Origin of the sequence: Bradyrhizobium barranii subsp. apii (assembly GCF_011516635.5) — a bacterium.
Taxonomy (GTDB): domain Bacteria; phylum Pseudomonadota; class Alphaproteobacteria; order Rhizobiales; family Xanthobacteraceae; genus Bradyrhizobium; species Bradyrhizobium barranii.
Genome location: NZ_CP096255.1, coordinates 125,787 through 152,472, shown reverse-complemented (window position 1 = coordinate 152,472; position 26,686 = coordinate 125,787). Strand labels below are relative to the sequence as shown.

The 26,686-nt window shown below is 62.8% G+C and carries 20 protein-coding genes and 7 pseudogenes; 13 read left to right on the top strand and 14 right to left on the bottom strand.

The features are described from left to right. Positions 1 to 33 precede the first annotated feature (33 nt). Positions 34 to 1,526: pseudogene (locus HAP41_RS00725) on the top strand (NAD-dependent succinate-semialdehyde dehydrogenase). A gap of 13 nt (positions 1,527 to 1,539) precedes the next feature. Here the strand turns inward: HAP41_RS00725 and HAP41_RS00720 are convergent. Then, a complete protein-coding gene (locus HAP41_RS00720; protein ID WP_166064654.1) occupies positions 1,540 to 2,454 on the bottom strand; it encodes a helix-turn-helix transcriptional regulator in 915 nt (304 codons plus the stop codon). A 30-nt stretch (positions 2,455 to 2,484) separates the two neighbouring features. Between HAP41_RS00720 and HAP41_RS00715 the strand changes: the two genes are divergently transcribed. The 3 genes and pseudogenes from HAP41_RS00715 to HAP41_RS00705 form a co-directional block, all read left to right on the top strand. Next, complete coding sequence (locus HAP41_RS00715) at positions 2,485 to 3,366, top strand: NAD(P)H-binding protein (protein ID WP_166064655.1); 882 nt, start codon at positions 2,485 to 2,487, stop codon at positions 3,364 to 3,366. A gap of 86 nt (positions 3,367 to 3,452) precedes the next feature. Beyond that, entirely contained in the window at positions 3,453 to 4,331 is an 879-nt protein-coding gene (locus HAP41_RS00710) for an MBL fold metallo-hydrolase (protein WP_166064659.1), read from the top strand. Between the two features lie 10 nt (positions 4,332 to 4,341). Continuing rightward, a pseudogene (locus tag HAP41_RS00705) lies at positions 4,342 to 4,491 on the top strand (aldehyde dehydrogenase family protein); the annotation flags it as partial. Between the two features lie 92 nt (positions 4,492 to 4,583). Here HAP41_RS00705 and HAP41_RS00700 read toward each other — a convergent pair. Further along, the gene (locus HAP41_RS00700) at positions 4,584 to 4,850 is read right to left on the bottom strand and encodes a hypothetical protein (RefSeq protein WP_248577164.1); all 267 of its coding nucleotides are present in this window, start codon (positions 4,848 to 4,850) and stop codon (positions 4,584 to 4,586) included. 26 nt (positions 4,851 to 4,876) lie between these two features. Continuing rightward, positions 4,877 to 5,230: pseudogene (locus HAP41_RS00695) on the bottom strand (transposase); the annotation flags it as partial. Between the two features lie 65 nt (positions 5,231 to 5,295). Between HAP41_RS00695 and HAP41_RS00690 the strand changes: the two are divergent. Next, the gene (locus HAP41_RS00690; RefSeq protein ID WP_166064748.1) at positions 5,296 to 6,570 is read left to right on the top strand and encodes an IS256 family transposase; all 1,275 of its coding nucleotides are present in this window, start codon (positions 5,296 to 5,298) and stop codon (positions 6,568 to 6,570) included. A 64-nt stretch (positions 6,571 to 6,634) separates the two neighbouring features. Here the strand turns inward: HAP41_RS00690 and HAP41_RS00685 are convergent. Continuing rightward, positions 6,635 to 7,149: pseudogene (locus HAP41_RS00685) on the bottom strand (IS5 family transposase); the annotation flags it as partial. A gap of 40 nt (positions 7,150 to 7,189) precedes the next feature. Further along, a complete protein-coding gene (locus HAP41_RS00680; protein ID WP_166064758.1) occupies positions 7,190 to 8,263 on the bottom strand; it encodes a hypothetical protein in 1,074 nt (357 codons plus the stop codon). Positions 8,264 to 8,369: 106 nt separating this feature from the next. Here HAP41_RS00680 and HAP41_RS00675 point away from each other — a divergent pair. The 3 genes and pseudogenes from HAP41_RS00675 to HAP41_RS00665 all read left to right on the top strand — a co-directional run. Then, positions 8,370 to 8,627: pseudogene (locus HAP41_RS00675) on the top strand (transposase); the annotation flags it as partial. A 101-nt stretch (positions 8,628 to 8,728) separates the two neighbouring features. Beyond that, complete coding sequence (locus HAP41_RS00670) at positions 8,729 to 10,003, top strand: IS256 family transposase (RefSeq protein ID WP_166064748.1); 1,275 nt, start codon at positions 8,729 to 8,731, stop codon at positions 10,001 to 10,003. Between the two features lie 46 nt (positions 10,004 to 10,049). After that, positions 10,050 to 10,642: pseudogene (locus HAP41_RS00665) on the top strand (IS5 family transposase); the annotation flags it as partial. A 164-nt stretch (positions 10,643 to 10,806) separates the two neighbouring features. On the opposite strand, the pseudogene HAP41_RS00660 reads toward HAP41_RS00665, so the two are convergent. The 3 genes and pseudogenes from HAP41_RS00660 to rpmB all read right to left on the bottom strand — a co-directional run bounded on the left by HAP41_RS00660 (position 10,807) and on the right by rpmB (position 13,191). Then, positions 10,807 to 11,642, bottom strand: a pseudogene (locus tag HAP41_RS00660) (IS5 family transposase). Further along, positions 11,579 to 12,640 carry an AlbA family DNA-binding domain-containing protein gene (locus tag HAP41_RS00655; protein ID WP_166064810.1) on the bottom strand — a complete coding sequence of 354 codons (1,062 nt, stop codon included), beginning with the start codon at positions 12,638 to 12,640 and terminating at the stop codon, positions 11,579 to 11,581. The pseudogene HAP41_RS00660 and the gene HAP41_RS00655 overlap by 64 nt, the downstream one beginning before the upstream one ends. 239 nt (positions 12,641 to 12,879) lie before the next feature. Then, on the bottom strand, positions 12,880 to 13,191 hold the full coding sequence (gene rpmB, locus HAP41_RS00650; RefSeq protein WP_063980641.1) for a 50S ribosomal protein L28: 312 nt from the start codon (positions 13,189 to 13,191) through the stop codon (positions 12,880 to 12,882). A gap of 580 nt (positions 13,192 to 13,771) precedes the next feature. Here rpmB and HAP41_RS00645 point away from each other — a divergent pair. The 5 genes from HAP41_RS00645 (at position 13,772) to HAP41_RS00625 (ending at position 20,723) form a co-directional block, all read left to right on the top strand. Further along, positions 13,772 to 14,557, top strand: a complete 786-nt coding sequence (locus tag HAP41_RS00645; RefSeq protein ID WP_224517626.1) for a DUF3108 domain-containing protein — start codon at positions 13,772 to 13,774, stop codon at positions 14,555 to 14,557. Positions 14,558 to 15,450: 893 nt separating this feature from the next. Further along, positions 15,451 to 18,834, top strand: coding sequence for a helicase-related protein (locus HAP41_RS00640; protein ID WP_166064841.1), 3,384 nt, complete (start codon positions 15,451 to 15,453; stop codon positions 18,832 to 18,834). A 49-nt stretch (positions 18,835 to 18,883) separates the two neighbouring features. Then, positions 18,884 to 19,114 carry a S4 domain-containing protein gene (locus tag HAP41_RS00635; protein WP_244623368.1) on the top strand — a complete coding sequence of 77 codons (231 nt, stop codon included), beginning with the start codon at positions 18,884 to 18,886 and terminating at the stop codon, positions 19,112 to 19,114. Positions 19,115 to 19,245: 131 nt separating this feature from the next. After that, complete coding sequence (fdxA, locus tag HAP41_RS00630) at positions 19,246 to 19,584, top strand: ferredoxin FdxA (protein ID WP_063980643.1); 339 nt, start codon at positions 19,246 to 19,248, stop codon at positions 19,582 to 19,584. Positions 19,585 to 19,928: 344 nt separating this feature from the next. Continuing rightward, positions 19,929 to 20,723 carry a CarD family transcriptional regulator gene (locus HAP41_RS00625; RefSeq protein ID WP_166064891.1) on the top strand — a complete coding sequence of 265 codons (795 nt, stop codon included), beginning with the start codon at positions 19,929 to 19,931 and terminating at the stop codon, positions 20,721 to 20,723. A gap of 195 nt (positions 20,724 to 20,918) precedes the next feature. On the opposite strand, the gene HAP41_RS00620 is transcribed toward HAP41_RS00625, so the two are convergent. From HAP41_RS00620 to cyoB, 6 genes are read right to left on the bottom strand one after another with little or no spacing between them, the layout of a single operon-like run. After that, positions 20,919 to 21,452: a response regulator transcription factor gene (locus tag HAP41_RS00620; RefSeq protein WP_014490373.1), complete on the bottom strand. Its 534-nt coding sequence runs from the start codon at positions 21,450 to 21,452 to the stop codon at positions 20,919 to 20,921. After that, positions 21,442 to 22,821 carry an ATP-binding protein gene (locus tag HAP41_RS00615; protein WP_063980645.1) on the bottom strand — a complete coding sequence of 460 codons (1,380 nt, stop codon included), beginning with the start codon at positions 22,819 to 22,821 and terminating at the stop codon, positions 21,442 to 21,444. Before HAP41_RS00615 ends, HAP41_RS00620 begins: the two co-directional genes overlap by 11 nt. Continuing rightward, complete coding sequence (locus tag HAP41_RS00610; protein WP_166064934.1) at positions 22,793 to 23,641, bottom strand: SURF1 family protein; 849 nt, start codon at positions 23,639 to 23,641, stop codon at positions 22,793 to 22,795. Before HAP41_RS00610 ends, HAP41_RS00615 begins: the two co-directional genes overlap by 29 nt. Before the next feature lie 30 nt (positions 23,642 to 23,671). Beyond that, entirely contained in the window at positions 23,672 to 24,052 is a 381-nt protein-coding gene (cyoD, locus tag HAP41_RS00605) for a cytochrome o ubiquinol oxidase subunit IV (RefSeq protein ID WP_166064940.1), read from the bottom strand. Continuing rightward, complete coding sequence (cyoC, locus tag HAP41_RS00600; protein ID WP_166064965.1) at positions 24,049 to 24,678, bottom strand: cytochrome o ubiquinol oxidase subunit III; 630 nt, start codon at positions 24,676 to 24,678, stop codon at positions 24,049 to 24,051. Before cyoC ends, cyoD begins: the two co-directional genes overlap by 4 nt. Beyond that, entirely contained in the window at positions 24,679 to 26,676 is a 1,998-nt protein-coding gene (gene cyoB / locus HAP41_RS00595) for a cytochrome o ubiquinol oxidase subunit I (RefSeq protein ID WP_166064998.1), read from the bottom strand. Positions 26,677 to 26,686 lie beyond the last annotated feature (10 nt).

Here is a 26,686-nt window from a genome sequence, read left to right as displayed (position 1 = left end):
GGCCGATCCGACCGCGCCCCGAGGAGTAACGCCATGACCCCGACTGCCGCCGCACGCGCCCCGCAAGCCACGTCCAATCTGCGCGACCGGTTGAAGGATCCGTCGTTGCTGAAGGAGGCCTGCTACATCGACGGCGCCTGGGTCGGCTCGCCGGTCTTCGCGGTGAACAATCCTGCGACCGGCATCGAGCTCGCGAAGGTTCCGCAGCTTGGTGCGGACGATACGACCAAGGCGGTCGAAGCCGCCGAGCGCGCCTTTCCGGCCTGGGCCAAGCACACCGCCAAGCAGCGCTCCAACATCCTGCGCAAATGGTTCGAGCTGATCATTGCCAACCGCGAGGATCTCGCGCTGATCCTCACCTCCGAGCAGGGCAAGCCGCTCTCCGAGGCGCTCGGCGAGGTCGATATCGGTGCCGCCTATATCGAGTTCTTCGCCGAGGAGGCCCGTCGCGTCTATGGCGAGACCATTCCGAGCCAGCGGCCCGATGCGCGCCTGCTCGCGATCAAGCAGCCGATCGGCGTCTGCGGCGCGATCACGCCGTGGAATTTCCCGAACTCGATGATTACCCGCAAGGTTTCGCCCGCGCTGGCGGCCGGCTGCACCGTGGTGCTGAAGCCCGCCAACGAGACGCCGCTCTCGGCGCTGGCGCTGGCCGTGCTCGCCGAGAAGGCCGGTGTGCCCAAGGGCGTGCTCAACATCATCACCGGTGACGCGCCGCCGATCGGCAAGGTGCTGTGCGAGCACCCGGCGGTGCGCTTCGTCGGCTTCACCGGCTCGACCGCGGTCGGCAAGATCCTCTACCAGCAGGCCTCCGTCGGCGTGAAGCGGCTCGGCCTCGAGCTCGGCGGCAATGCGCCGTTCGTGGTGTTCGACGATGCCGATATCGATGCCGCGGTCGAAGGCGCGATCGTCTCGAAATACCGCAACATGGGTCAGACCTGCGTCTGCGCCAACCGCATCTACGCCCAGGACAAGATCTACGACGAGTTCGTGCAGAAGCTGTCGAAGAAGGTCGCGGCGATGAAGATCGGCGATGGCACCGAGAGCGGCGTCACGCAGGGCCCGCTGATCAATTTGAAAGCGGTCGACAAGGTCGAGCGCCACATCGCGGACGCCGTCAAGCGCGGCGCCAAGGTCGTGACCGGCGGCAAGCGCAGCGAGCTCGGCCGCTCGTTCTTCGAGCCGACCGTGCTTGCCGACGTCAAGCCGGACTCGCTGGTGGCGCAGGAGAAACCTTCGGCCCGCTCGCGCCGGTGATCCGTTTCAAGGACGAGGCCGACGTGATCGCGATGTGCAACGCCTCGCCGTTTGGCTTGGCTTCGTACTTCTACTCCCGCGATCTGGGCCGCGTCTGGCGCGTCGCCGAGGCGCTTGAGTCCGGCATGGTCGGCGTCAACACCGGCCTGATCACGACCGAAGTCGCCCCCTTCGGTGGCGTCAAGGAGAGCGGCCTCGGCCGCGAAGGCTCGCGTCACGGCATGGAAGAATATGTCGAGATCAAATACGTGATGATGGCGGGGGTGTGAGGGCCGTCGCCGATCAGCCCTTGCTTCGACGCAGTTCGCTGGGGCTGCGCCCGAACTCGCGGCGCATCCATTTGGCCAGGTGGGATTGATGGGAAAAGCCTGCTTCCAGGGCGATATCGCTGAGCTTGCGATCGCCCTGGAGGAGGAGCTGGCGCGCGTGCTCCACCCTCCTTCTCAGGATGTAGCGATGGATCGTGACGTCCATGGCCGCCTTGAACCATGTACGCAGATGTGAGCTGCTGACGCCGGCCTCGCGGCAAAGAATGTCGATAGTGAGCGGCTGGTCGAGGTTTGCATCGATGTAGGCCAGAACTCTCTGGAGTTGCGCGTTCGTGAGGCGAACGGCGTCGCCCGGCGGATCATTCGCCAAGTTGAGCAACTCGAGCGCCAGGGCCATTCCAACGTTTTCGGCGAACAAGGGACCGCTTGGTGAGCCCGCCTTTACGTCGCTTTCGAGCGCCTGTCCGAGCAGAATGATGCGGTCATTCCGCAGCATATGATGATGCGTGAGCCGGGCGGATGCCAATTGCCGGCTCCTGGAAGCCGCATGGTCCAGCATGCTGGGCGCGAGCCGGATCTGAAGCGACTGATAGGGCGTTTCCGCAACGAAGGCGCTGACGGCGCCGGACGGAATCACATCGATATCGCCAGCCTGACGCAGATGCTTGTCTCCGGTCTCGAGACAAATTGAGCGCGTCGCAGGGCTGAGGTGGATGATGATCCGGTGATCGCCGATCGGCTCTAGCGCAACGAAATCTGGCTCGGTGCGCGTGGCTGCGGCGGTGCTGCCGGTCGATGTCGGTGCCGAACTCGATCTCACATGCATGGTCGGGCTCCAAATCTTCGGGCTCCAAAGGCTTGGCGGAACGTGATCGATATTTGGCGCATCGTGCGCGATTTTCAACGGCTCGGACGTCAAAGAACTCATCGGTCGTTTCGTGGCAAATGAGGATGAAAAGTGAGTCATTACGTGATCGTCGGAGCTGGTCCCGTCGGACGCGAGACCGCTCGTCTCCTGGCGGAGGAAGGACACAGCGTCATCCTCACCAGCAGGAATGCCGGGTCGCTCGATGCCGGAGATGTGCGGACGGTTTCGTCGGATGCCACCGATGCCGCTCAGCTCGCCGCGCTCAGCAAGGGCGCAGATGCGATCTTCATGTGCGCCATGGCGGCCTATCATCGATGGCCGACCGACTTCTTTCCGATCATGGACGGAACGGTCAAAGTGGCCGAGCAGGTTGGTGCCAGGCTGCTCGTGGCTGGGAATGTCTATGGCTACGGCGTGGCCGCCGTGAGCCCTCTTACTCCGGACCTGGAACCGGACCCGTCCAGCCGAAAGGGCACCACCCGGCACATCATGTGGCAGCGCGCACTGCGATCGAGCGTTCCTGCTATCGAGGTCCGCGCAAGCGACTATCTGGGCCAAGGTGCGGTCGCGTATTTCTCGCTACTGGCACTGCCATCGTTGCTCAAGAACGAGCCGGTATCTTTCCTCGGCGATCCCGACGTGGCGCATGCCTGGTCCTTCACCAAGGACACCGCGAAGACGCTGGTCGCAGCGTCACGTTACACCGGAGAATGGGACCGCGCCTTTCATGTGCCGTCGCAGTCAGCGTCCGTGCGCGAACTGGTGCGAAGATTCGCGATCGCGCTGAAGATCGACATTCCGAACCTGCTTCGCCTCACCGCGGCCGACCTCGAAGGAATCGGCTTCGGCGAAGGAATCGAGATGTCCTATCTGTTCGAAAAGCCACTTCTGCTTGACGCCGGCGATACGGAGAAACTGCTGGGGATCACCGCGAGCAGCCTGGATACGATGGTGCGGGACACCCTGTCGTAGGTGGCGGGCATTACTCGAGTCGAATGAGCAGATCGGAAAGATCGTCGTCACGGTCTGAAACGCGCAGCGCAGCTACAGGTGATGGAATGACGAATTCGAACCACTGGCAGGCTCCCGGCCTGAACCGACGGAAGATCGGCGACTATATCGTCACCGCTATCGTCGACGGGGTCGTCGCTGTGCCGTTCGACCTGCTCTCCGGAATAGGACCTGATGAAGCGATGAGCATGACGGTGGCGGCGGGACGTCCTTCGTCATCTGCGATGACCGTCAGCACCTATCTGATCGAGGGAAGAGGCCGGACCATCCTGGTGGATGGCGGTGGCGGCGGCATCAACGGTTGGGGAGGGCGACTGCACGCGTCGCTGGCCGCTGCCAACGTGAACCCGCTCGCCATCGACCAGATCCTCCTGACCCATGCCCATCCGGATCACATCGGAGGTCTCGTCGGGGCCTTGCCGTCGGCGCCTCAGTTTCCGAACGCCGAGGTCGTGATGCACGACGCCGAATTCGCCTTCTGGACGGATGACGCGAACCTCAATCAGGCCCCGGATTCGGTCAAGCCGTTCTTTCACGCCGCCCGTACCGTATTCGAGGCATATGGCGCCCGGCGGCGGACGGTCAGCGCAGGCCAAGTCGCGCCCGGCATAGAGATCGAACATCTGCCCGGCCACACCCCGGGGCATAGCGGCTATCGGATCGATGGCGGCGGTGCGTCCCTGCTCATTTGGGGTGACATCGTTCATTATCCGGATATCCAGGTGTCCAGACCCGAAGTGACGATTGCGTTCGATGCGGACCCGCAGGCGGCCGCGGAGACCCGAAGGAAAATGCTGGAAAGAGTGTCCGCGACCGGAGAACTCGTCGCAGGAATGCACCTGAATTTCCCCGGGTTCGCGCGGCTGTCGAAGCAAGGACAGTCGTTCGAGATCCGCCATGAGCCCTGGTCTGCGGAACTCATCTGACGCGAGACGCAAGGGCACAGTCGGCGTCAACACCGACCTGATCACGGCGGAAGTCGCGCCCTTCGGCGGCGTCAAGGACGGCGGCCCGGGGCGCGAAGGCTCGCGTCACGGCATGGAAGAATATGTCGAGGTCAAATACGTGATGATGGCGGGGGTGTAGCCCCGCCGTTGTTGCGGCGCCACACCGGACTTGCAAGCCGGGTCTCGGTGAGACGGCTCCGTTGCCACGGTCGGAAGGAGATTGCACGCGCGTTAGTGCGCAACACGCTGCTCCAGCGCGTCTTTGCTGATCCACTTCGCGAGAGTCCCGGGAGATAGGGCTTCCTCGACGCGAAACAGGTATGACACCGGCGACGTCGATAGCAGGGCTTGCCGCCCCTTGCGCCGATCACGAAGCACTTTTGCCACCAGCAGCGTGACGCCGGCGATGCCGGCCAGGACTGGATTGACGGCAGCGGCCATGCCCGCGAGTGCAAGACCTGATGCCGCAATGGCAGGTAGTTCGACTTTCATATTCATTGCGCCCAAGAGTCTGTCCGGAAAGATTACCTTGGATTGCATAGCTTTCGCAGCATGAGTCGGATGGAGGCCAGCTTGAGAAAGGCGAGCGCCCTGTGATTGAAGCATTCCCAATCTTTGGACAGTCTTCGGCATCGCCCGAGCCAGGCAAAGGTACGCTCGACGATCCAGCGTTTGGGCAAGACGACGAAACGGTGAGCCTGATCGGAGCGTTTGACGATTTCGAGGTTCACGCGCTTCAGAGCGCTACGCAGCCCCTTCTGGAAATGTGGCCCTTGATATCCGCCGTCGGCGTAGAGCTTCAGAAGAAAGGGATAGAGGCCGAACAACGTTGCCATCAGGAGCAGGGGATGTCCCGGGTTCTGTTGAATTTCTGAAGAGGTCGGCGTTGCCCACCTTGAGCCGGTAGGCTCGGGGTGCTGATTCCACAAAGGAGAGCAACGCCATGACGAGAGATATCACACCGGCTGGTTGGCCGGCGACCGGGGCTGTGGAGAAATCATTTGCGGAAGTGCGAGCGAGCTTCGATCGGTTCTGCCTTGCGGCAGGAATCGAGGCGCTCGGCACGATGATGGAGGCGGATGTGACAGCGGCCTGCGGGCCGCGCCACGGTCGTGATGCGGCGCGGCGGGCGCACCGTTGGGGCCGAACGCGGGGGCGGATCGGTTTCCACGGCGGCAAGATCGAGGTCGATCGCCCGCGGGTCCGGGGCATGGACGGCCGCGAGGTCACGATCCCGAGCTGGGAAACGGCGGCGCAGGAGGACTGGCTCGGTCGCTGGGCGATGAACCTGATGCTGATCAATGTGTCGACGCGCCGGTTCGGCCGCGCCGTCCGGCTGCCCGAGGGTGACGTGCCGGCACCGCCCGGATCGGGGATTTCGAAGTCGGCGGCCTCGCGGAGGTTCGTGGCTCTGTCGGCGGCGCGGCTGGCCGACTTCATGGCTGCCGATCTGTCCGCGCTCGACCTTCTGGTGGTCCAAATCGACGGGCTGCATCTCGACGACGATCTCGTGCTGGTGGCCGCGATCGGGGTTGACGGCGAAGGCAACAAGCATCCGCTGGCGCTGGTGGAAGGGGCGACCGAGAATGCAGCAACGGTTCAGGCCCTGCTGGACAACCTGGTCTCGCGCGGGCTCGACCCGACGGTGCCAAGACTGTTCATCGCCGACGGCGCGAAGGCGTTGTCGAAGGCGATCCGCCGCACCTTCGGTTCGGCCGCTGCGATCCAGCGCTGCCAGATCCACAAGGCGCGCAACATCATGGAACGCCTGCCGAAAGAGCATCATGCGGCCACCCGCCGGGTGCTGCGCCAGGCCTGGGAGCTCGATGACGCCGACAAGGCTGAAAAATTGATCCGCAATCTCGCGCGTCGACTCGACCAGCAATGGCCCGGCGTTGCGGCCAGTATCCTCGAAGGCCTCGACGAAATCCTGACTGTCGTCCGGTTGAAGTTGCCGAAGGAGCTTCGCCGATCGCTCGCCTGTACCAATATCGCCGAGAACATGATGGGCACCATTCGCCGCGTCACGCGCAACGTTAAACGCTGGCGGGATGCCGGTATGGCCTTGCGATGGGTCGCGGCCGGTATGATCGAGGCCAACAAGGGCTTCCGACGATTGAAGGCGCATAAGCAATTGTCGGTTCTGCGTGCGGCCCTTCAAGCTCACCACGATCGCATGACAATCAAGTCCGTTGCCCACGTCACGAGGGCTGCGTAATATTCATTCCGGCAACGTCGACCCGACGTAGTTCAACAGCGATCGGGACATCCCCCAGGAGCACGCCGCCGTCGCGATCCTGGATGTCCGCCGCATGCACGATGGCGTGCATCAAGAGGCCTTGCGTGTCGACGAGAATGTGCCGCTTCTTGCCCTTGATCTTCTTGCCCGCGTCGTAGCCATGGAGATCATGAGGCCCCCTTTTTCAGCGCTTTTCACGCTCTGGCTATCGATGATGGCGGCGGTGGGAGAAGCCTCGCGCTCGGCCCTTTCGCGACATTCGACATAGAGGGCGTGATGAATTTTATCGAGCGTGCCGTTCCAGCTCCACAGATCGAAGTAGCCATACAGCGTCGAGCGCGGCGGCAGGTCCTTGGGGATCGCGCGCCACTGGCAACCTGTGCTCAGGATGTACATCAGCCCGTTGGCAATCTCGCGCAGGTCCACCGTACGCTTGTTGCCGCCGCGCTTGGCCGGCGGGATGCGAGGCGCGATCAGCGCCCACTCCTCGTCGGTCAAGTCGCTCGGATAGCGCAGGCGGCTGCGGTCGTAGCGTGCACGGTTCTCGGTAGTCCACATTGGCGGCGCGTCCCCATCGAATCAGGCCGCTCACCTTGAATCACAACCGATTCATTCGACTCAACATGTTTTGGAACAGACACTTTGAGAATCCTACCTTTATAATTGATCTACCTTCAATTTCTTGCAGAGGCCTACCAAGGTAGGCCGCGATGTCACCCTTTAGCTCCAAAATATACAGATGCTTTGGACCATCTTGCTCACTAACCACATAAGGGGTTTGGGACGGACGCACCGCGGGACTTGGGCCAAGCGCAATTGCAAGAGGTTGAATGGTATCCGCCACTTGCCTGTGTTGACGGTAGACGGGGACCTCAACGACTTCCAAGCTTAGCAGCTTCTTGGCCTCTCCCTTGTTGATAGGGACGCCGTATCCTCCGATGAATTCGGGATGCGCACTCGAATATGCGGTAGGCAGTAATTCTTCAACCGACTTCCACTGCTCTGGAATTACTTTCCAAGCGCGCGTGACCTCAACGGCATAAGACCATTTACCTCTAGACGTCTGTTCACGCTCTTTCTCCGCCCAACGATCACCGGAGATGAACTCTTTGATGTTCCCAATTTTGTGGGAAGTCTCAAGCAGGCCGACCACCTTGCCGCGCATTTGCTGCGGGCCTCTGCTTTTCGTCACATAGATTGCTACTAGCGTTCCGGGCTTAGCTCTTCTTAAGAACGCGGTACGTTTTGGCTCGTCGGAAAAGCCAATGCAACCCCAGGCGGAAGGTTCGAATCCCCAGAAAGACGTGAGCCAAATGTCGCGATCGCCGGGTATGCGATCGTTCGCTTCGGCAAATTGGGTAATGGAAGACCAATTGAAATTGAAGACTGATGTTTGAGCAACTTGGATATCTACCTGTCCCAATACCCTGTTTATGTAAGCCATCGCGTCTGGCGCGGGATACCTCTCGCCTTTCTTCACCAAGATGGTTGTGAGCGGCGGAAGTCCTTCGTCTTGCAAGTATCGGAGAATGACCTCGAGATTTTTTCCAAGGCCGCGGCCAGTTGGGTGTGACCAGCCGATCGCTGAGCCAAGCTGCTGATAAGTCGCGCGCGATTTTTTGACGGCCTTAGCGACAAGGAAACGTACGATTTCAATTTGTAGCGCGTCCATCGAATAACTCCGAAGAGGACTTAGTGTCTATTCCAAAACATGTTGAGTCGAATGAATCGGTTGTGATTCAAGGTGAGCGGCCTGATTCGATGGGGACGCGCCGCCAATGTGGACTACCGAGAACCGTGCACGCTACGACCGCAGCCGCCTGCGCTATCCGAGCGACTTGACCGACGAGGAGTGGGCGCTGATCGCGCCTCGCATCCCGCCGGCCAAGCGCGGCGGCAACAAGCGTACGGTGGACCTGCGCGAGATTGCCAACGGGCTGATGTACATCCTGAGCACAGGTTGCCAGTGGCGCGCGATCCCCAAGGACCTGCCGCCGCGCTCGACGCTGTATGGCTACTTCGATCTGTGGAGCTGGAAGGGGATGTCCCGGGTTCTGTTGAATTTCTGAAGAGGTCGGCGTTGCCCACCTTGAGCCGGTAGGCTCGGGGTGCTGATTCCACAAAGGAGAGCAACGCCATGACGAGAGATATCACACCGGCTGGTTGGCCGGCGACCGGGGCTGTGGAGAAATCATTTGCGGAAGTGCGAGCGAGCTTCGATCGGTTCTGCCTTGCGGCAGGAATCGAGGCGCTCGGCACGATGATGGAGGCGGATGTGACAGCGGCCTGCGGGCCGCGCCACGGTCGTGATGCGGCGCGGCGGGCGCACCGTTGGGGCCGAACGCGGGGGCGGATCGGTTTCCACGGCGGCAAGATCGAGGTCGATCGCCCGCGGGTCCGGGGCATGGACGGCCGCGAGGTCACGATCCCGAGCTGGGAAACGGCGGCGCAGGAGGACTGGCTCGGTCGCTGGGCGATGAACCTGATGCTGATCAATGTGTCGACGCGCCGGTTCGGCCGCGCCGTCCGGCTGCCCGAGGGTGACGTGCCGGCACCGCCCGGATCGGGGATTTCGAAGTCGGCGGCCTCGCGGAGGTTCGTGGCTCTGTCGGCGGCGCGGCTGGCCGACTTCATGGCTGCCGATCTGTCCGCGCTCGACCTTCTGGTGGTCCAAATCGACGGGCTGCATCTCGACGACGATCTCGTGCTGGTGGCCGCGATCGGGGTTGACGGCGAAGGCAACAAGCATCCGCTGGCGCTGGTGGAAGGGGCGACCGAGAATGCAGCAACGGTTCAGGCCCTGCTGGACAACCTGGTCTCGCGCGGGCTCGACCCGACGGTGCCAAGACTGTTCATCGCCGACGGCGCGAAGGCGTTGTCGAAGGCGATCCGCCGCACCTTCGGTTCGGCCGCTGCGATCCAGCGCTGCCAGATCCACAAGGCGCGCAACATCATGGAACGCCTGCCGAAAGAGCATCATGCGGCCACCCGCCGGGTGCTGCGCCAGGCCTGGGAGCTCGATGACGCCGACAAGGCTGAAAAATTGATCCGCAATCTCGCGCGTCGACTCGACCAGCAATGGCCCGGCGTTGCGGCCAGTATCCTCGAAGGCCTCGACGAAATCCTGACTGTCGTCCGGTTGAAGTTGCCGAAGGAGCTTCGCCGATCGCTCGCCTGTACCAATATCGCCGAGAACATGATGGGCACCATTCGCCGCGTCACGCGCAACGTTAAACGCTGGCGGGATGCCGGTATGGCCTTGCGATGGGTCGCGGCCGGTATGATCGAGGCCAACAAGGGCTTCCGACGATTGAAGGCGCATAAGCAATTGTCGGTTCTGCGTGCGGCCCTTCAAGCTCACCACGATCGCATGACAATCAAGTCCGTTGCCCACGTCACGAGGGCTGCGTAATATTCATTCCGGCAACGTCGACCCGACGTAGTTCAACAGCGATCGGGACATCCCCAGCTGGAACGGCACGCTCGATAAAATTCATCACGCCCTCTATGTCGAATGTCGCGAAAGGGCCGAGCGCGAGGCTTCTCCCACCGCCGCCATCATCGATAGCCAGAGCGTGAAAAGCGCTGAAAAAGGGGGCCTCATGATCTCCATGGCTACGACGCGGGCAAGAAGATCAAGGGCAAGAAGCGGCACATTCTCGTCGACACGCAAGGCCTCTTGATGCACGCCATCGTGCATGCGGCGGACATCCAGGATCGCGACGGCGGCGTGCTCCTGATGGCAACGTTGTTCGGCCTCTATCCCTTTCTTCTGAAGCTCTACGCCGACGGCGGATATCAAGGGCCACATTTCCAGAAGGGGCTGCGTAGCGCTCTGAAGCGCGTGAACCTCGAAATCGTCAAACGCTCCGATCAGGCTCACCGTTTCGTCGTCTTGCCCAAACGCTGGATCGTCGAGCGTACCTTTGCCTGGCTCGGGCGATGCCGAAGACTGTCCAAAGATTGGGAATGCTTCAATCACAGGGCGCTCGCCTTTCTCAAGCTGGCCTCCATCCGACTCATGCTGCGAAAGCTATGCAATCCAAGGTAATCTTTCCGGACAGACTCTCAGAAGTTAAGGGTGCGCCAGCCCTGCGAGTAATCGGAGACGTCGAGCCGCTCGACGCAACAGAGCGAAAGCGAGCAAATGTAATTAGAGACAACGTCACGGCCGACGCGGTCATCAGAAATTTTCTGAGAGTCTGCCCGGAAAGATTACCTTGGATTGCATAGCTTTCGCAGCATGAGTCGGATGGAGGCCAGCTTGAGAAAGGCGAGCGCCCTGTGATTGAAGCATTCCCAATCTTTGGACAGTCTTCGGCATCGCCCGAGCCAGGCAAAGGTACGCTCGACGATCCAGCGTTTGGGCAAGACGACGAAACGGTGAGCCTGATCGGAGCGTTTGACGATTTCGAGGTTCACGCGCTTCAGAGCGCTACGCAGCCCCTTCTGGAAATGTGGCCCTTGATATCCGCCGTCGGCGTAGAGCTTCAGAAGAAAGGGATAGAGGCCGAACAACGTTGCCATCAGGAGCACGCCGCCGTCGCGATCCTGGATGTCCGCCGCATGCACGATGGCGTGCATCAAGAGGCCTTGCGTGTCGACGAGAATGTGCCGCTTCTTGCCCTTGATCTTCTTGCCCGCGTCGTAGCCATGGAGATCATGAGGCCCCCTTTTTCAGCGCTTTTCACGCTCTGGCTATCGATGATGGCGGCGGTGGGAGAAGCCTCGCGCTCGGCCCTTTCGCGACATTCGACATAGAGGGCGTGATGAATTTTATCGAGCGTGCCGTTCCAGCTCCACAGATCGAAGTAGCCATACAGCGTCGAGCGCGGCGGCAGGTCCTTGGGGATCGCGCGCCACTGGCAACCTGTGCTCAGGATGTACATCAGCCCGTTGGCAATCTCGCGCAGGTCCACCGTACGCTTGTTGCCGCCGCGCTTGGCCGGCGGGATGCGAGGCGCGATCAGCGCCCACTCCTCGTCGGTCAAGTCGCTCGGATAGCGCAGGCGGCTGCGGTCGTAGCGTGCACGGTTCTCGGTAGTCCACATTGGCGGCGCGTCCCCATCGAATCAGGCCGCTCACCTTGAATCACAACCGATTCATTCGACTCAACATGTTTTGGAACAGACACTGAGAAGTCGCCTTCGCGGATAAACTGAATATCTGACAGGAGGGATTTATCGATTACGAAGTTCCCGCTTTTTCCGTTCACCTCTCCAGTATCCAGATTCAGCGTGGCATCGGCGCCGGTGGCGACGCGCGCCATTTGATGGCTGAATGCTGCCACGGCTCTCTGTTCTCGATCATTGATGATTTTGCGTAGCTCGCCGGGTTTGATTGCGCGCGTTTCTCCGACGTATCGATAGTACACGGTGCCTTCTCGGACTTCCGTGCCGATGTTCTTCAGAGCGATGACGGGAGCTCCATCGTGCTTTTCCACATGCATGATGCCGATGGTTTTGCCTGAAAGGAGAAGTGTCGCTGTGGTCGTTCGAGGTACTGGATCCAGCGAGCCTGCCAGTGAGCGATTTATTTCTGCGGGGTCAGTTCTAGCAAAGGTATCGTCGGGTAGGCCTTCGACGAGCAGAGTCTTGTCCGTAATGCCAAAGAATAGATAGCCTCCTCGGTTGTTCGCTAGTCCGGCGACAGATCGAATGACATCCGCGAAGCGTGTCTCGGGCGATACTCGAAAGCTACGCTTGCATTCCGTGAAATCCGTTTCGCCGGGGATCAATGCCCAGCCGGCGGTCGTCTCGTGAAACATGCGCATAAGATGTGAGCGGTCGAGCGGCGGAGTGGCGGCGTGATCAGACCCTGATCGAGAACTTTTCCAGGCCTGTAGGAATTGGTCGAGTTCGTCCTGAGACGCTTCCTCGACATTAGCGCCATACTTCTTCTGCTTGATTTGAGTGATGCGGCCAGGGCTTATGAGACGATCTGGAAGATTGAAATAGAAATGGATCGCATCATTTTTGAAGCTCCTTCGGAGCATCGCTTTTGCAAGTGCGATTTCATGATCGCTCAATGTTCGGGGACGAACCGCCATATCTGCCTAGTGTTTTAGAATCCCTGTCGACTCGGGGACAACTTTAACGCGACACTAGAGTACGGTATTTCGCTTTTGGAAAGATATGTGCCCCGTGTCCACAGAGAGGACGGAGAGCGCTCGAATTGTCGACAAAACAAAAACGGCCGGATCTTTCGATCCGGCCGTAACGCAAAACTCTACTGGCTAAGACTACGCCACGCGACGCAACTTAGCCCCCGCCCGATTTCAAAATTGGATTAGCTGGCCTTCTTCGCCGGCGCGGCCGTCGGGCCGACCTTCTTCTGGATGGCGCGCTTCAGCTCGAGGGCGCGCGGCGACAGGACGTCGGCCTTGGCCTTGAGCAGGAAAGGGTCGAGGCCGCCATTGTGGTCGACGCTCTTGACCGCGTTGGTGGAGACGCGCAGGCGCACGTTGCGGCCGAGCGCTTCGCTGATGAACGTCACGTTGACGAGGTTCGGCAGGAAGCGGCGCTTGGTCTTGATGTTGGAGTGGCTGACCTTGTGGCCGACGAGGGGGCCCTTGGCCGTCAGTTCGCAGCGGCGAGACATGGTAGAAATCCTCTTCTGTCCCCCAAACGATTTGCGGCCGCCATTCTGGGCGCCACGGGGGCTAATTCTGTGTCCTTGCAGGGAGCGGGCGGACGTATAGGGGGGAAGGGACGGGACGTCAAGGTTTTGGGCTGGGATTCGTGCTCCGCGGCATCCCCCACAACAGGTGTCATCGCCCGGCCTGACCGGGCGATCCAGTACTCCGCGGCGGAGCGGCTGGAGCCGAGGGGCTACGGCGTACTGGATGCCCCGGTCAAGCCGGGGCATGACAGCAGAATGGGCCGGGCGAGGTGCGCGTCCCTGACACACCCCCGATCACCAAAACGGCAATGATTGAAGTGCCTTACCATCACATAAAGGGCGTATTCACCCCCGAAGTATCAAATGGAGTTCCGCATGCCTTGACGCCCGGACACATTGTTTGCCGCGGTTTTTGGCTTAAGTAACAACCGTTCGCGCCCCGATTGGATTGTTCGTGCTCACATCCCCCCGACTTTGGCTCCAAGGCTTGGTCAGTCACGGCTCAGCCAGCCCGCGCTCTGCCGGCCGGCTGGCCTTCGCAGCTTTTTGCGGGCTCGTCGTGGCGTGGGGCGCGGAGCCCGTGGCGGCGCAGGGCAAGCTCGAGGCGCAGTATGAGGCGACGCTGGCCGGCATTCCCGTCGGCAAGGGCGCCTGGAACATCGACATCGGGGACGACGTGTTCGCGGCCGCGGCCTCCGGCGGCACCACGGGGCTGCTGAAATCGTTCGCGGGCGGGTCCGGCACCGGCGCCTCGCAAGGTAGGGTGGTCAACGGCGCGCTGGTCGCGACCGGCTACCAGGCCTCCACCACCACCTCGAAGAAGACCGAAGAGATCCGCATCACGCTCGACAAGGGCAATGTGAAGGAGTTCGGCATCGTGCCGGAGCCGCCGGTCGATGCCGACCGCATCGTCGTCACCGATGCGCATCGCCGCGGCGTCTGGGATCCGATGACGGCCTCGCTGCTGCGCGTGCCCGGCACCGGCGACCCCGTGACGCCCGACGCCTGCCACAACGCCGCGCCGGTGTTCGACGGCCGCATGCGCTACGAGCTGAAACTCGATTTCAAGCGCATGGAGAGCGTGAAGGCGGAGAAGGGCTACAGGGGCCCGGTCGTGGTCTGCGCGCTCTATTTCGTGCCCGTGGCGGGCTACATCCCCGACCGCCCTGTGATCAAATATCTCGCCGCCCAGCGCAACATCGAGATCGCCTTCGCCCCCATCGCGGGCACGCGCATCCTGGTCCCGTTCTGGCTGAAAGTGCCGACGCCGCTCGGCCCGGCCATGCTGGAAGCGACCAGCTTCATCACGTCAGCCCAGCCGCCAAAGGTCGCCAAGACGCAGTAGGGCTTTAGCTGCGCATTCCCCCTTAGAGACCGTCACCCTGAGGTGGCCGCTTCTTCAGCGGCCCTCGAAGGGCGACAGCCCGGCTGTTCCCGCAGGGAATATCCGTGCGTGCCGCCGCATCCGGGCCGTCCATCCTTCGAGGCTCCCGGCGCGATGCTGCGCAACGCGCCACTCACACCTCAGGATGACGGAAAGACCGCGTCGCGCGCGGAATGACGGGGAGGCAATTTGGCTGGAAAGAAATGTAATCCTTTCAATGGCATTTCTACTGTGCATGGGGTTGTTTTCGCGAAAATGAGTTTGGGGGCCAGCCACCCTGGAATCCATTTGACTCCTCCCCGATTTTGATTCGACTCCGCGCCGTCCCCAATTTTAAGGAACCAGTCATCGAAACGCCGCTTGTGCGGCAGGGCAAAACTCCATCTAGTGCACAACGAATAAGAGTCCCGCGACATGTGGCGTGAACGGAACAGGACTTCAGCGGGAGTCAGCGATTCGGCCGCGATTCGTTCTAGAGTCGTTCCGAAGCTTAAAGCCAATGGGAAAAGCGTTGCAAAGTGAGACAGTTGCGCGAGGTTTGGGGAGCGCGCTCCCACACGCTCGGTGTCATCGCCCGGCTTGACTGGGCGATCCAGTACGCCGAGGCCGTTGTGGTTGAGCGGACAAGCCGCGGCGTACTGGATGCCCCGGTCCCGGCTCCGCCAAGGCTACGCCGAGGCTCAGGGGGGTGCTCGGCCCGCCGAAGCCTTGGCGAAGGCGGCAGGCCGGGGCATGACAGTGGAATGCTTGGCTGCAGCGTAGCGTTCGGAGACATGGCCGACACCTCCCAGCCCTCAACACACCCCAAAACAGCACTGACATTCGCCCAAATCGCCACTACCTAATCCCCAGACATGGCCTTCTCCTCCTCCCCCTTCGCCTCCGAGCGCGCACCTGGCGCGGGCGTCACTGCGGTGCTCGGGCCGACCAACACCGGCAAGACCCATCTCGCCATCAAGCGGATGCTCGCGCATCCCTCTGGCGTGATCGGGCTGCCGCTGCGGCTGCTCGCGCGCGAGGTCTATAACAAGATCGCCGCACGGGTCGGCAGCGAGGCCGTCGCGCTGATCACGGGCGAGGAGAAGATCAAGCCGAAGAACCCGCGCTATTGGGTCTCGACCGTCGAGGCGATGCCGCGCGACCTCGACGTCTCCTTCCTCGCCGTCGACGAGGTCCAGATCGCCTCCGATCTCGAACGCGGCCACGTCTTCACCGACCGCATCCTCAACCGCCGCGGCCGCGACGAGACGCTGCTGTTGGGCGCGGCCACGATGCGCCCGATCATCGAGCGGCTGCTGCCCGGCGTGTCCATGATCACGCGGCCGCGCCTGTCGCAGCTGGAATTCGCCGGCGACCGCAAGATCACGCGCCAGCCGCGCCGCACCGCCATCGTCGCCTTCTCGGCAGACGAGGTCTACGCCATCGCCGAGCTGATCCGCCGCCAGCATGGCGGCGCGGCCGTGGTGCTGGGATCGCTATCGCCCCGCACGCGCAATGCGCAGGTGGAGATGTTCCAGAACGGCGACGTCGACTATCTCGTCGCCACCGACGCCGTCGGCATGGGCCTCAATCTCGACGTCGACCACGTCGCCTTCGCCTCCGACCGCAAGTTCGACGGCTACCAGTTCCGCCGCCTGACGCCGGCCGAATTCGCGCAAATCGCCGGCCGCGCCGGCCGCGCCACGCGCAACGGTACTTTCGGGACGACGGGCCGCTGCGGGCCATTCGAGCCCGAGCTCGTCAACGCGCTGCAGAACCACACCTTCGACAACGTGAAGATGCTGCAATGGCGCAATGCGAAGCTGGATTTCGCCTCCCTCGGCGCGCTCCAGGTGTCCCTGAACCAGTCGCCCGGCCATGAGGCGCTGACGCGCGCGCCGATCGCCGAGGACATGCGCGTGCTCGACCATGCCGCCCGCGACGTCGAGGTACGCGATATCGCGCATGGCAAGGCGGCGGTGGAACGGCTGTGGGAGGCCTGCCAGGTCCCCGATTACCGAAAACTGTCGCCGGCCGCCCATGCCGAGCTCGTCACCACGCTCTACGGCTTCCTGATGCAGAAGGGCTGCATCCCCGATTCCTGGTTCGCGGCCCAGGTCGACCAGGCCGACCGCATCGACGGCGACATCGACACGCTGTCGGCCCGGATCGCCCAGATCCGCACCTGGACCTTCGTCGCCAACCGCCCGGACTGGCTGAAAGACCCCGAACGCTGGCAGGGGATCGCCCGCGAGGTCGAAAATAAATTATCGGATGCGCTCCATGAACGCTTGACTGAGCGTTTCGTTGATCGCCGGACCAGTGTATTGATGCGCCGCCTGCGGGAGAACACGAGCTTGAATACTGAAATCGGCAAGACCGGCGAAGTCATCGTCGAAGGCCATGTCATCGGCCGCCTCGATGGCTTCACCTTTGCACCGGATGCGGCGGAAGCAGGCTCCGATGCGAAAGCCTTGCAGGCTGCAGCGCAAGCGGTGCTCGCCGGCGAGATCAACGCGCGCGCCGAAAAACTGGGCAATGCGCCGGACGATCAGTTCGTGCTGACCTCGGAAGGCACCATCCGCTGGACCGGCGATGCCGTGGCGCGCCTGTCTGCCGCGGAGGAGGCGCTGCATCCGCGCATCCGCATCATCTCCGACGAGCGCCTCACCGGTGCGCCGCGTGAGAAGGTGCAGGCCCGGCTCGAGCTCTGGCTCAAGACGCATATCGAAAAGCTGCTCGGGCCGATGTTCGAGCTGTCGAAGGCCGAGGACGTCACCGGCATTGCCCGCGGCATCGCCTATCAGCTGGTCGAGGCGCTCGGCGTACTCGAGCGTCCGAAGATCGCCAACGAGCTGAAGGATCTCGACCAGCCCTCGCGCGCCGTGTTGCGCAAATACGGCGTCCGTTTCGGCGCCTATCACATCTATTTCCCCGGCCTGCTGAAGCCCGCCGGACGCGCGCTGGCCGCGCTGCTGTGGGCGCTGAAGCAGGACAATGTCGATCTGTCCTCGCTGTCGGGCGCGCAGCATCTGGCATCTTCGGGCCGCACCTCGTTCCCGGTCGACAAGCAGCTGCCGCGTGATGCCTATCGCGTGCTCGGCTACAAGCAGGCCGGCGAGCGCGCCGTGCGCGTCGACATCCTGGAGCGCCTTGCCGATCTGATCCGCCCGGCGCTGGCCTGGCGCGAGAACTCGCCCGGCGAAAGGCCCGCCGGCGCGTTCGACGGCCGCAGCTTCGTGGTGACGCAGGCGATGACCTCGCTCACCGGCTCCGCCGGCGAGGATTTCGCCTCGGTGCTGCGCGCGCTCGGCTATCGCATGGAGAAGCGTGCGCCGCTGCCGCCGAAGCCGGTGGCTGCTGTCGCGGAGGCGCCGGCTGCCGTAGCAAGCGCAGAGGCTCCGACTGAACCGGCAGCGACCGATGATGCCGCCGCGAGCGCGGACACCGCGATCGAAGCCGCCGCCGAGCCCGTCACCGTCGAAGACGCGCCCGGCATGGAGCAGCACGAAGAGCCCGCGCATGAAGAGCCGGCGCTCGAAGCATCGCCGGATGCCCCCGTCACGCCCGAGGATGCCCCCGGCATCGCGCCGCCGGCGGAAGAGGCTGCTGCGCCCAGCGAGGCGGTGGAAGCCGCTCCCGCCGAGGCCGCTGCAACGGAAGCCGCTGCATCCGCTGATGCGGCCGCACCAGTCGAGGCTGCCGCTGCGCCTGCCGAGCCCGAGCTCGTCGAGGTCTGGCGTCCCGGCGGCCGTCACGACGATCGCAAGCCGCGCCACGAGCGCCATCGCCATCAGCGTCACCATCAGCCGCGTCCGCAGGCGGGCGCAGAGGCGGGTGCTGCACCAGCGGAAGGCGAAGCAGCGCAGGCTGCTGACGGCGAGAAGCGCGGCGAGCGTCATCGTCACGGCGGTCATCGCCGCGATGGGGCTAAGGATTTCCGCAAGCCGCGCGAGGGTGGCGGTGAAGGTGCGCCGCGCCAAGAGGGGCGCGACGACAAGAACCGCCGCTTCGAAGGCAAGGATCGCGACAACAAGGATCGCGATCGCAACAAGGGCAAGTTCGGCGGAGATCGCGACAAGGGCCGCGACAATCGCGGTCGTGACCGCGACAAGGGCCGCGACCGCCAGGGCGGGCCGTCGCTGCGCCCCTACGCCTCGAGCGCGAACCCGCGCGAGCGCGATCGTCCGGCCGATCCGAACTCGCCCTTCGCAAAGCTTGCTGCGCTGAAAGAGCAGCTGTCCGGTCGCAAGGAGTGATCCCACGACCGAGCGGCAGCGTCTCGACAAATGGCTGTGGCACGCGCGGGTGGTGAAGGCGCGCACCTCCGCGGCCGAGCTCGTTGAGTCCGGCCACGTTCGCATCAACGGCACACGCGAGAAGTCGCCGGGCCATGCGATCAAGATCGGCGACGTGATCACCATCGCGCTCGATCGCACCGTGCGGGTGCTGAAAGTAACCGCTTTCAACGAGCGCCGCGGCGATGCCGCCTCGGCCCGCGTGCTCTACGAGGAGCTGAGCGAAGCGAAGCGCAATTAATTGCGCTTTGAGTTCATTTCTTGGCCGATCAAAGCGCAAAGCCGTCATGATCGGCCGTTCCCGACCTTGCGGCGCCGGGCCATCCGCGCTACGCAAGCCGCGACTTTTAAAAGAGCTTTTCGGAGCGTTGGATGACTTACGTCGTCACTGAAGCCTGCATCAAGTGCAAGTATACCGACTGCGTCGAGGTCTGCCCGGTCGACTGTTTCTACGAGGGCGAGAACATGCTCGTCATCCATCCTGACGAGTGCATCGACTGCGGCGTGTGCGAGCCGGAATGCCCCGCCGACGCGATCAAGCCGGACACGGAACCGGGCCTCGAAAAGTGGCTCCAGGTCAATGCCGACTACGCCAAAAGCTGGCCGAACATCACCCAGAAGAAAGAATCACCCCCCGACGCGAAGGAATTCGACGGCCAGGAAGGAAAGTTCGAGAAATATTTTTCTCCGAACCCGGGCTCGGGAGACTAATTCTCGCCCAAACTTAACCCTAATACCTTCGTCAGCGCCGAAAACCAGCCCTCAAGACCCCTAAATCATTGATTTTTGCGGGAAATGTGCTATATTGAGCACATTAAGCTGAACCCCGTCAGCCCAGTTGGCCCCGTTGGGTTCCCGTGAAACCAAATGTCGAACAGGGGCGTGGCAGTTTCCGCGCGCAGGCTGTGTCACAGAAAACGCGTAAAAAGAGTACTTCAGCGAGGGCTTCCCATAAGGAGGCCAAAAAAGTCGCCGCGGCCAGCCGTAGCGCATCCAAGGGTCGGACCGCGACTAAGGCACCGGCTGCAAAGTCCTCGAAGAACAAAAGAAGCGTAATGCCTCACAAGACTGCCAAACCGGCCGCGAAAGCGACCGTTGCCAAGCCTGCTGCTGCCAAGGCTTCCGCTGCCAAGCCCGTTGCTCCGAAGGCTCCTGTTGCTGCCGCCCCTGCCAAAGCCCCCGTTGCTGCTGCGAAGCCGGCCGTGAAGGCTGCTGCACCCGCGCCGAAGGTCGAGGAAAAGAAGGTCGTGACCCAGCGCCAGGGCTTCAAGGCCAACGAATTCGTCGTCTATCCCGCTCACGGCGTTGGCCAGATCCTGGCCATCAAGGAGCAGGAGATCGCCGGTGCGAAGCTCGAGCTGTTCGTCATCAATTTCATCAAGGACAAGATGACGCTGCGCGTGCCGACCGCCAAGGTTGCGAACGTCGGCATGCGCAAGCTGTCCGAACCCGCGCTGGTGAAGAAGGCGCTGGAGACGCTGAAGGGCCGTGCCCGCGTCAAGCGCACCATGTGGTCGCGCCGCGCCCAGGAATACGAAGCAAAGATCAATTCGGGCGACATCGTCGCGATCGCGGAAGTCGTGCGCGACCTCTACCGTTCCGAGTCGCAGCCCGAGCAGTCGTACTCTGAACGTCAGCTCTATGAAGCGGCGCTCGATCGTCTCTCCCGCGAGATCGCGGTTGTGCAGCACTCGACCGAGACCGAAGCGGTCAAGGAGATCGAGGCCCAGCTCGCCAAGAGCCCGCGCCGCACCAACGCCAAGGCGGAAGCCGCCGACGGCGAGGGCGAGGCGGATGCCGACGGCGATACCGATGGCGACGATACCGCCGTCGCCGACGAGGCCGCGTAAGCGTCTCGCAGCGTCGATCGCAAGCAATCAAAAGCCCGGCCGGTTGGCCGGCTTTTTTGTTTTGAGTTTCGTACTTCGTAGGGTGGGTTAGCGAAGCGTAACCCACCGCTTCTGTCACCGCGGAAATTAAAGCGGTGGGTTACGCCGAGCGACTACGCTTCGCGCAGCCGCACGGCTAACCCACCCTACGTTTGCTCACTTCACCGGCCGCTTCTCGAGCTTTCTTGCCAGCGTGCGCCGGTGCATGCCCAATCGTCTCGCCGCTTCCGAGATGTTGAAATCGGTCTCGATCAGCGTCTGGTGGATGCGCTCCCATTCCAGCGTCTTGATCGAGGTCGGCCGGGCATCGAGTGCGACTTCGGCGTTGCCTTCGGCCTTGTTGAAGGCGGCTTCGATATCGTCGGTGTTCGACGGCTTTGCCAGGTAGTGGCAGGCGCCGAGCTTGATCGCTTCGACGGCGGTGGAGATGCTGGCAAAGCCGGTCAGCACCACGATCAGCATCTCCGGATCGTGCGTGTGCAGCAGTTCCACGCAGGCGAGGCCCGAGGCGCCGCCGAGCTTGAGATCGACCACCGCGTGTCCAAAGGATCGCTCCTCCAGCACCTTCCGCACCTCTTCGATCGAAGCTGCGAGGACGACGTCGTAGCCGCGGCGCTCGAACGAGCGTTTCAGCGTGCGCGCGAAGCCGGCATCGTCCTCGACGACGATGAGCGAACGGTCAGGCGTCAAAAGTTCCTCCGATCGCGAGCGTTGCGAGCGGCAGCGTCAGGCGGACGGTGGCGCCACGCTTCCTGTGGTTCTCGGCGGTCACGCTGCCACCGAGCTTGCGCACGACGTTCACCACCAGGAACAGGCCGAGCCCGCCGCCGGCGCGGCCCTTGCTCGAGTGATAGGGTTTTCCGAGCTGCGCCAGCATCTCCGGCGCAAAGCCCGGGCCGCGATCGCTGATCGACAGCACGAGATTGTCGCCCTCGCGCTCGGCCAGCAGCTCCACCCATTCGCGCGAGACCTCATAGGCATTGTCGAGCACGTTGAAGATCACTTGCTTCAGCGCGATGTCAGAGACGATCGCGACGTCCTCGCCGAACGTGTTGACGAAATAGAGCGTGCGGGCCGAGCGTGCGTCGCGCCACTCGTTCACCAGCGCGGTGACGAAGGCCGTCACCGTCGTCGGCGAGGAGCCTTCGCCGCGCGCTTCGCCCGCCGACACCAGGATGCCCGTCACGATGGTCTTGCAGCGTTGCAGAGAGGTTTCCATCTCCGCGAGATCCTCGGCAAGTTCCTGATCGGCGGCGAGATCGGGCATGCGGCGCCAGTCGCTGAGGATCACCGATAGCGAGGCGAGCGGCGTGCCGAGTTCATGCGCAGCGCCGGAGGCGAGCAGGCCCATGCGGACGATGTGGTCCTGCTCGGCCGCATGCTGGCGCAATGCCGCCAGATGCGCATCGCGCTCGCGCAAATTCCTGTTGATCCGGGTGACGAACACGACCAGCAGCACGGCGTTGAGGACGAAGCCCAGCAGCATGCCTGTTACGGTGAGACTGTAGGCCTCGCTGATCGGGTTCGGCGGCAGGTCGAGCGGCCGGTAGGCCATGGTCAGCCAGATGAAACTCGCGCAGGTCAGTGCGACCAGCGACCAAGTCGAACGGGCATTAAGCAGCACCGCGCCCAGCGTCACCTGGAGCAGGAACAGCGAGGTGAAGGGATTGGTGGCGCCGCCGCTGAGGTAGAGCTGCGCGGTCAGCGCGGCGACATCGAGCATCAAGGCGACCAGCAGCTCGTTGTTGGTGATCGCGGCGCGATGGCGCACCCAGACGAGGCTGGAGACGTTGAGCAGCAGCAGCGCGCCGATCACCGCGCCCATCCGTTCCAATGGCAGGGGAATACCCAGGCCAAAATGCACGCCGCCGATGGTCACGATCTGCCCGACCACCGCGGTCCAGCGCAGCTGGATCAGCAGCGCCATGTTCTTGCGGTTGGTCTCGTCGTCGGTCGGCGCAACGCCGATCAGCTCGCTGCGCGCGTCCGCCTGCGATTGCAGCGTGACGGCGTCATGCGTCATTCCGTCGTCAGGTAGATTCGACGATCGTTCCAGCATCTGATCCCGTCCTGCGGGCGGAGGCATCGGAGCCGCCGGCCGGTTCGTGGACGAAGCGCTTGCGGCGGAACAGCCCGCCGCCGAATGTGACGAAAAGTTTACCCGCCAGCATGAAAGCCAGGGCAAACCACGTCAGCGCGTAGATCAGGTGGTTATTGGGAAAGCTGATCACGGTCAATCCGCCGATCGGGCCGCTGGTGGTTTGTGATCCGGCGTCAGCATCGACGAAAAAGGGTGCGACATGGTCGAGGCCGCGCGCTGCCGCAATCGCGGCGACATCCCGCGAGTACCAGCGGTTGTGCTGGGGCACGTTGTTCCGCAAGAATCCGCCCTTCGGCTCCGTCATGCGGAGCAGGCCCGTGATCTCGACCTGCCCGTCCGGATTGCCGCTCTGGCGCGTCGATGCGTCGCGCCGCTCGGACGGCACGAAGCCGCGATTGACCAGGACCAGCGTGCCGTCGCCGCGCTGAAGCGGCGTCAGCACCCAATAGCCGGGGCCTTCCTCGGTGACCGCCTGAACCAATGTCTCGCGGTCATGCAGGAAGCGTCCGGTGAGGCTGACGTGCCTGTATTCGTCGTTTGCGGTGGAGACGGTCGGCCAGGCCGCGGGCGACGGGATCGGCTGGGCCGGGGCATGGACGCGCTGCTCGACGCGGTCGATCAGCGCCAGCTTCCAGGCACGGCGCTCGATCTGCCAGACGCCGAGTGCGATCAGAAGTGCAAAGGCCACGAGCGAGAGGACCGTGAGCCACAGGCGCGGACGCGCAGCGTTGCGACGCGCGTCCTTGTCCCTGCCTGTCACGGTCCAAGCCTTGCTCACTTTCAAGCCTTGCTCACTCCGGAGTCGCGCTCACTTCATTCCCGTCATCTGGTGCATCGGCATCATGTTGCTGTTGAGGTGGTTCATCACCCACAGCGAACCGGACAGCGCGATCACCACCATGACGATGGTGAAGATCAGCGCCATCATGATCCAGCCGTTCTCGGACTTGGTGTTCATGTGCAGGAAGTAGATCATGTGCACGACGATCTGCACGACAGCGAAGGCCATGATGACGAGCGCGGTGATCTGCTTGCTCGGCAGCGCGCCGCTCATCACCAGCCAGAACGGGATCGCGGTCAGCACGACCGAGAGCACGAAGCCGAGCATGTAGGTCGAGAACGTGCCGTGGGCGTGGTCGTCGCCGTGGTGATGGCCGTCCGCGTGGGCGGCGTGGGTATCGGTGTTCATCGCAGAACTCCCAGGAGATAGACGAAGGTGAAGACGCCGATCCAGACCACGTCCAGGAAGTGCCAGAACATCGACAGGCACATCAGGCGGCGGCGGTTGGCTTCGATCAGGCCGAACTTCCAGACCTGCACCATCAACGTGACCAGCCAGATCAGGCCGCAGCTGACGTGCAGGCCGTGGGTGCCTACCAGCGTAAAGAAGGAGGACAGGAAGGCGCTGCGCTGCGGGGTCGCCCCTTCATGGATCATGTGGGCGAACTCGGAGAGCTCGATGCCGATGAAGGCGAGGCCGAACAGGCCAGTGATCGCCAGCCACATCTGGGTCTGGGCGATCTTGTTCTGCTGCATCGTCAGCATGGCAAAGCCATAGGTGATCGACGACAGCAGCAGCATCGAGGTGTTCACCGCGACCAGCGGCAGCTCGAACAGGTCCTTCGGGGCGGGGCCGGCGGCGTAGTTTCCGCCGAGCACGCCGAAGGTGGCGAACAGCATCGCAAAGATGAGGCAGTCGCTCATCAGGTAGATCCAGAAGCCGAGCGGGGTGCTGTAGCCTTCCGGATGCGGGTGTTCGTCGGCGAGATAGAAGACCGGCTCGCCGGTTTGGGTAGGATTGACAGCGACAGTCATTTACTTGGCTCCGGCGAGCAGTTTGGTGCGCGCGTCCTCGGTCCGGATGACGTCGTCGGCCGGGATGTCGAAGTCGCGGTGATAGTTGAAGGTGTGACCGATGCCGACGGCGAGCATCGCGATGAAGCTCACGGCGGCAAGCCACCAGATGTACCAGATCAGGCCGAAGCCCATCGCGGTGGCGAGGCCGGCGAGGATGATGCCGGTGCCGGTGCTGCTGGGCATGTGGATCGGCTTGACCCCCAAGAGCGGACGCTGATAGCCGCGCTTCTTCATGTCCCACCACGCGTCATTGTCGTGAACGACGGGGGTGAAGGCGAAGTTGTAGTCCGGCGGGGGCGAGGAGGTCGCCCATTCCAGCGTGCGTGCATCCCAGGGATCGCCGGTGACGTCCTTGAGCTGCTCGCGCTTGAGGAAGCTGACTGCGAACTGCATCAGCATGCAGAGGATGCCGAGGAAGACCAGGCCGGCGCCGATCGCGGCGATGACGAACCAGATCTGCAAGGACGGATCGTCGAACACGCGCAGGCGGCGGGTCACGCCCATCAGGCCGAGCGCATAGAGCGGCATGAAGGCCATGTAGAAGCCGGTGACCCAGAACCAGAACGACAGCTTGCCCCAGAACACATCGAGCTTGAAGCCGAATGCCTTCGGGAACCAGTAGTTGATGCCGGCGAACGCGCCGAACACCACGCCGCCGATGATCACGTTGTGAAAGTGCGCGATCAGGAACAGGCTGTTGTGCAGGACGAAGTCGGCCGGCGGCACTGCGAGCAGCACGCCGGTCATGCCGCCGAGCACGAAGGTCAGCATGAAGGCGATCGTCCACAGCATCGGCAGCTCGAAGCGGATGCGGCCGCGATACATCGTGAACAACCAGTTGAACATCTTCGCGCCCGTCGGGATCGAGATGATCATCGTGGTGATGCCGAAGAACGAGTTGACGCTGGCGCCCGAGCCCATCGTGAAGAAGTGGTGCAGCCAGACCAGGTACGACAGGATGGTGATGACCACCGTGGCGTAGACCATCGAGGTGTAGCCGAACAGCCGCTTGCCGGAGAAGGTCGAGTTCACTTCCGAGAAGATGCCGAAGGCGGGGAGAACCAGAATGTAGACCTCGGGATGACCCCAGATCCAGATCAGGTTCACGTACATCATCGGGCTGCCGCCGAAATCGTTCGTGAAGAAGTTGGTGCCGACGTAGCGGTCAAGCGAGAGCAGCGCGAGCACGACGGTCAGGACGGGGAAGGAGGCGACGATCAGGATGTTGGTGCAGAGCGCGGTCCAGGTGAACACCGGCATCTTCATCATGGTCATGCCGGGACAGCGCAGCTTGACGATGGTGCAGATCAGGTTGATGCCGGATAAGGTCGTGCCGACGCCTGCGACCTGCAGCGCCCAGATGTAATAGTCGACGCCGACGTCAGGACTGTAGCCGATGTTCGACAGCGGCGGATAGGCCAGCCAGCCGGTGCGGGCGAATTCGCCGATGAACAGCGAAGCCATCACCAGCACCGCGCCGCCGACCGTCATCCAGAAGCTGAAATTGTTCAGGAACGGGAATGAAACGTCGCGTGCTCCGATCTGGAGCGGTACGACATAGTTCATCAGGCCCGTAACCAGCGGCATCGCCACGAAGAAGATCATGATCACGCCATGGGCAGTGAAGACCTGGTCATAGTGATGGGCGGGGAGGAAGCCTTCGGAGCCGCCGAACGCGAGTGCTTGTTGTGCGCGCATCATCAGCGCGTCTGCGAAGCCGCGCAGCAGCATCACGATGCCGAGGATCATGTACATGATGCCGATGCGCTTGTGGTCCACGGTGGTGAACCACTCGCGCCACAGATAGCCCCAGAGGCGGAAATAGGTGATGCCGGCGAACAGTGCGCCGCCGCCGAGCGCCACCATCACGAAGGTGCCGACCAGGATCGGCTCGTGCAGCGGCAGCGAATCGAGGCCGAGACGGCCGAAGATGAGCTTGAGAAGATCAGGAGACATGCGAGCTCTC

What these genes read in the sequence shown, in the direction of transcription:
- HAP41_RS00615 (WP_063980645.1), bottom strand. Translation starts at nt 22,821, where the DNA reads ATGCTGGAACGATCGTCGAATCTACCTGACGACGGAATGACGCATGAC.
- HAP41_RS00625 (WP_166064891.1), top strand. Translation starts at nt 19,929, where the DNA reads ATGCCTCACAAGACTGCCAAACCGGCCGCGAAAGCGACCGTTGCCAAG.
- HAP41_RS00710 (WP_166064659.1), top strand. Translation starts at nt 3,453, where the DNA reads ATGACGAATTCGAACCACTGGCAGGCTCCCGGCCTGAACCGACGGAAG.
- HAP41_RS00690 (WP_166064748.1), top strand. Translation starts at nt 5,296, where the DNA reads ATGACGAGAGATATCACACCGGCTGGTTGGCCGGCGACCGGGGCTGTG.
- HAP41_RS00700 (WP_248577164.1), bottom strand. Translation starts at nt 4,850, where the DNA reads ATGAATATGAAAGTCGAACTACCTGCCATTGCGGCATCAGGTCTTGCA.
- cyoD (WP_166064940.1), bottom strand. Translation starts at nt 24,052, where the DNA reads ATGAACACCGATACCCACGCCGCCCACGCGGACGGCCATCACCACGGC.
- cyoB (WP_166064998.1), bottom strand. Translation starts at nt 26,676, where the DNA reads ATGTCTCCTGATCTTCTCAAGCTCATCTTCGGCCGTCTCGGCCTCGAT.
- HAP41_RS00720 (WP_166064654.1), bottom strand. Translation starts at nt 2,454, where the DNA reads ATGAGTTCTTTGACGTCCGAGCCGTTGAAAATCGCGCACGATGCGCCA.
- cyoC (WP_166064965.1), bottom strand. Translation starts at nt 24,678, where the DNA reads ATGACTGTCGCTGTCAATCCTACCCAAACCGGCGAGCCGGTCTTCTAT.
- HAP41_RS00670 (WP_166064748.1), top strand. Translation starts at nt 8,729, where the DNA reads ATGACGAGAGATATCACACCGGCTGGTTGGCCGGCGACCGGGGCTGTG.
- HAP41_RS00655 (WP_166064810.1), bottom strand. Translation starts at nt 12,640, where the DNA reads ATGGCGGTTCGTCCCCGAACATTGAGCGATCATGAAATCGCACTTGCA.
- rpmB (WP_063980641.1), bottom strand. Translation starts at nt 13,191, where the DNA reads ATGTCTCGCCGCTGCGAACTGACGGCCAAGGGCCCCCTCGTCGGCCAC.
- fdxA (WP_063980643.1), top strand. Translation starts at nt 19,246, where the DNA reads ATGACTTACGTCGTCACTGAAGCCTGCATCAAGTGCAAGTATACCGAC.
- HAP41_RS00640 (WP_166064841.1), top strand. Translation starts at nt 15,451, where the DNA reads ATGGCCTTCTCCTCCTCCCCCTTCGCCTCCGAGCGCGCACCTGGCGCG.
- HAP41_RS00680 (WP_166064758.1), bottom strand. Translation starts at nt 8,263, where the DNA reads ATGGACGCGCTACAAATTGAAATCGTACGTTTCCTTGTCGCTAAGGCC.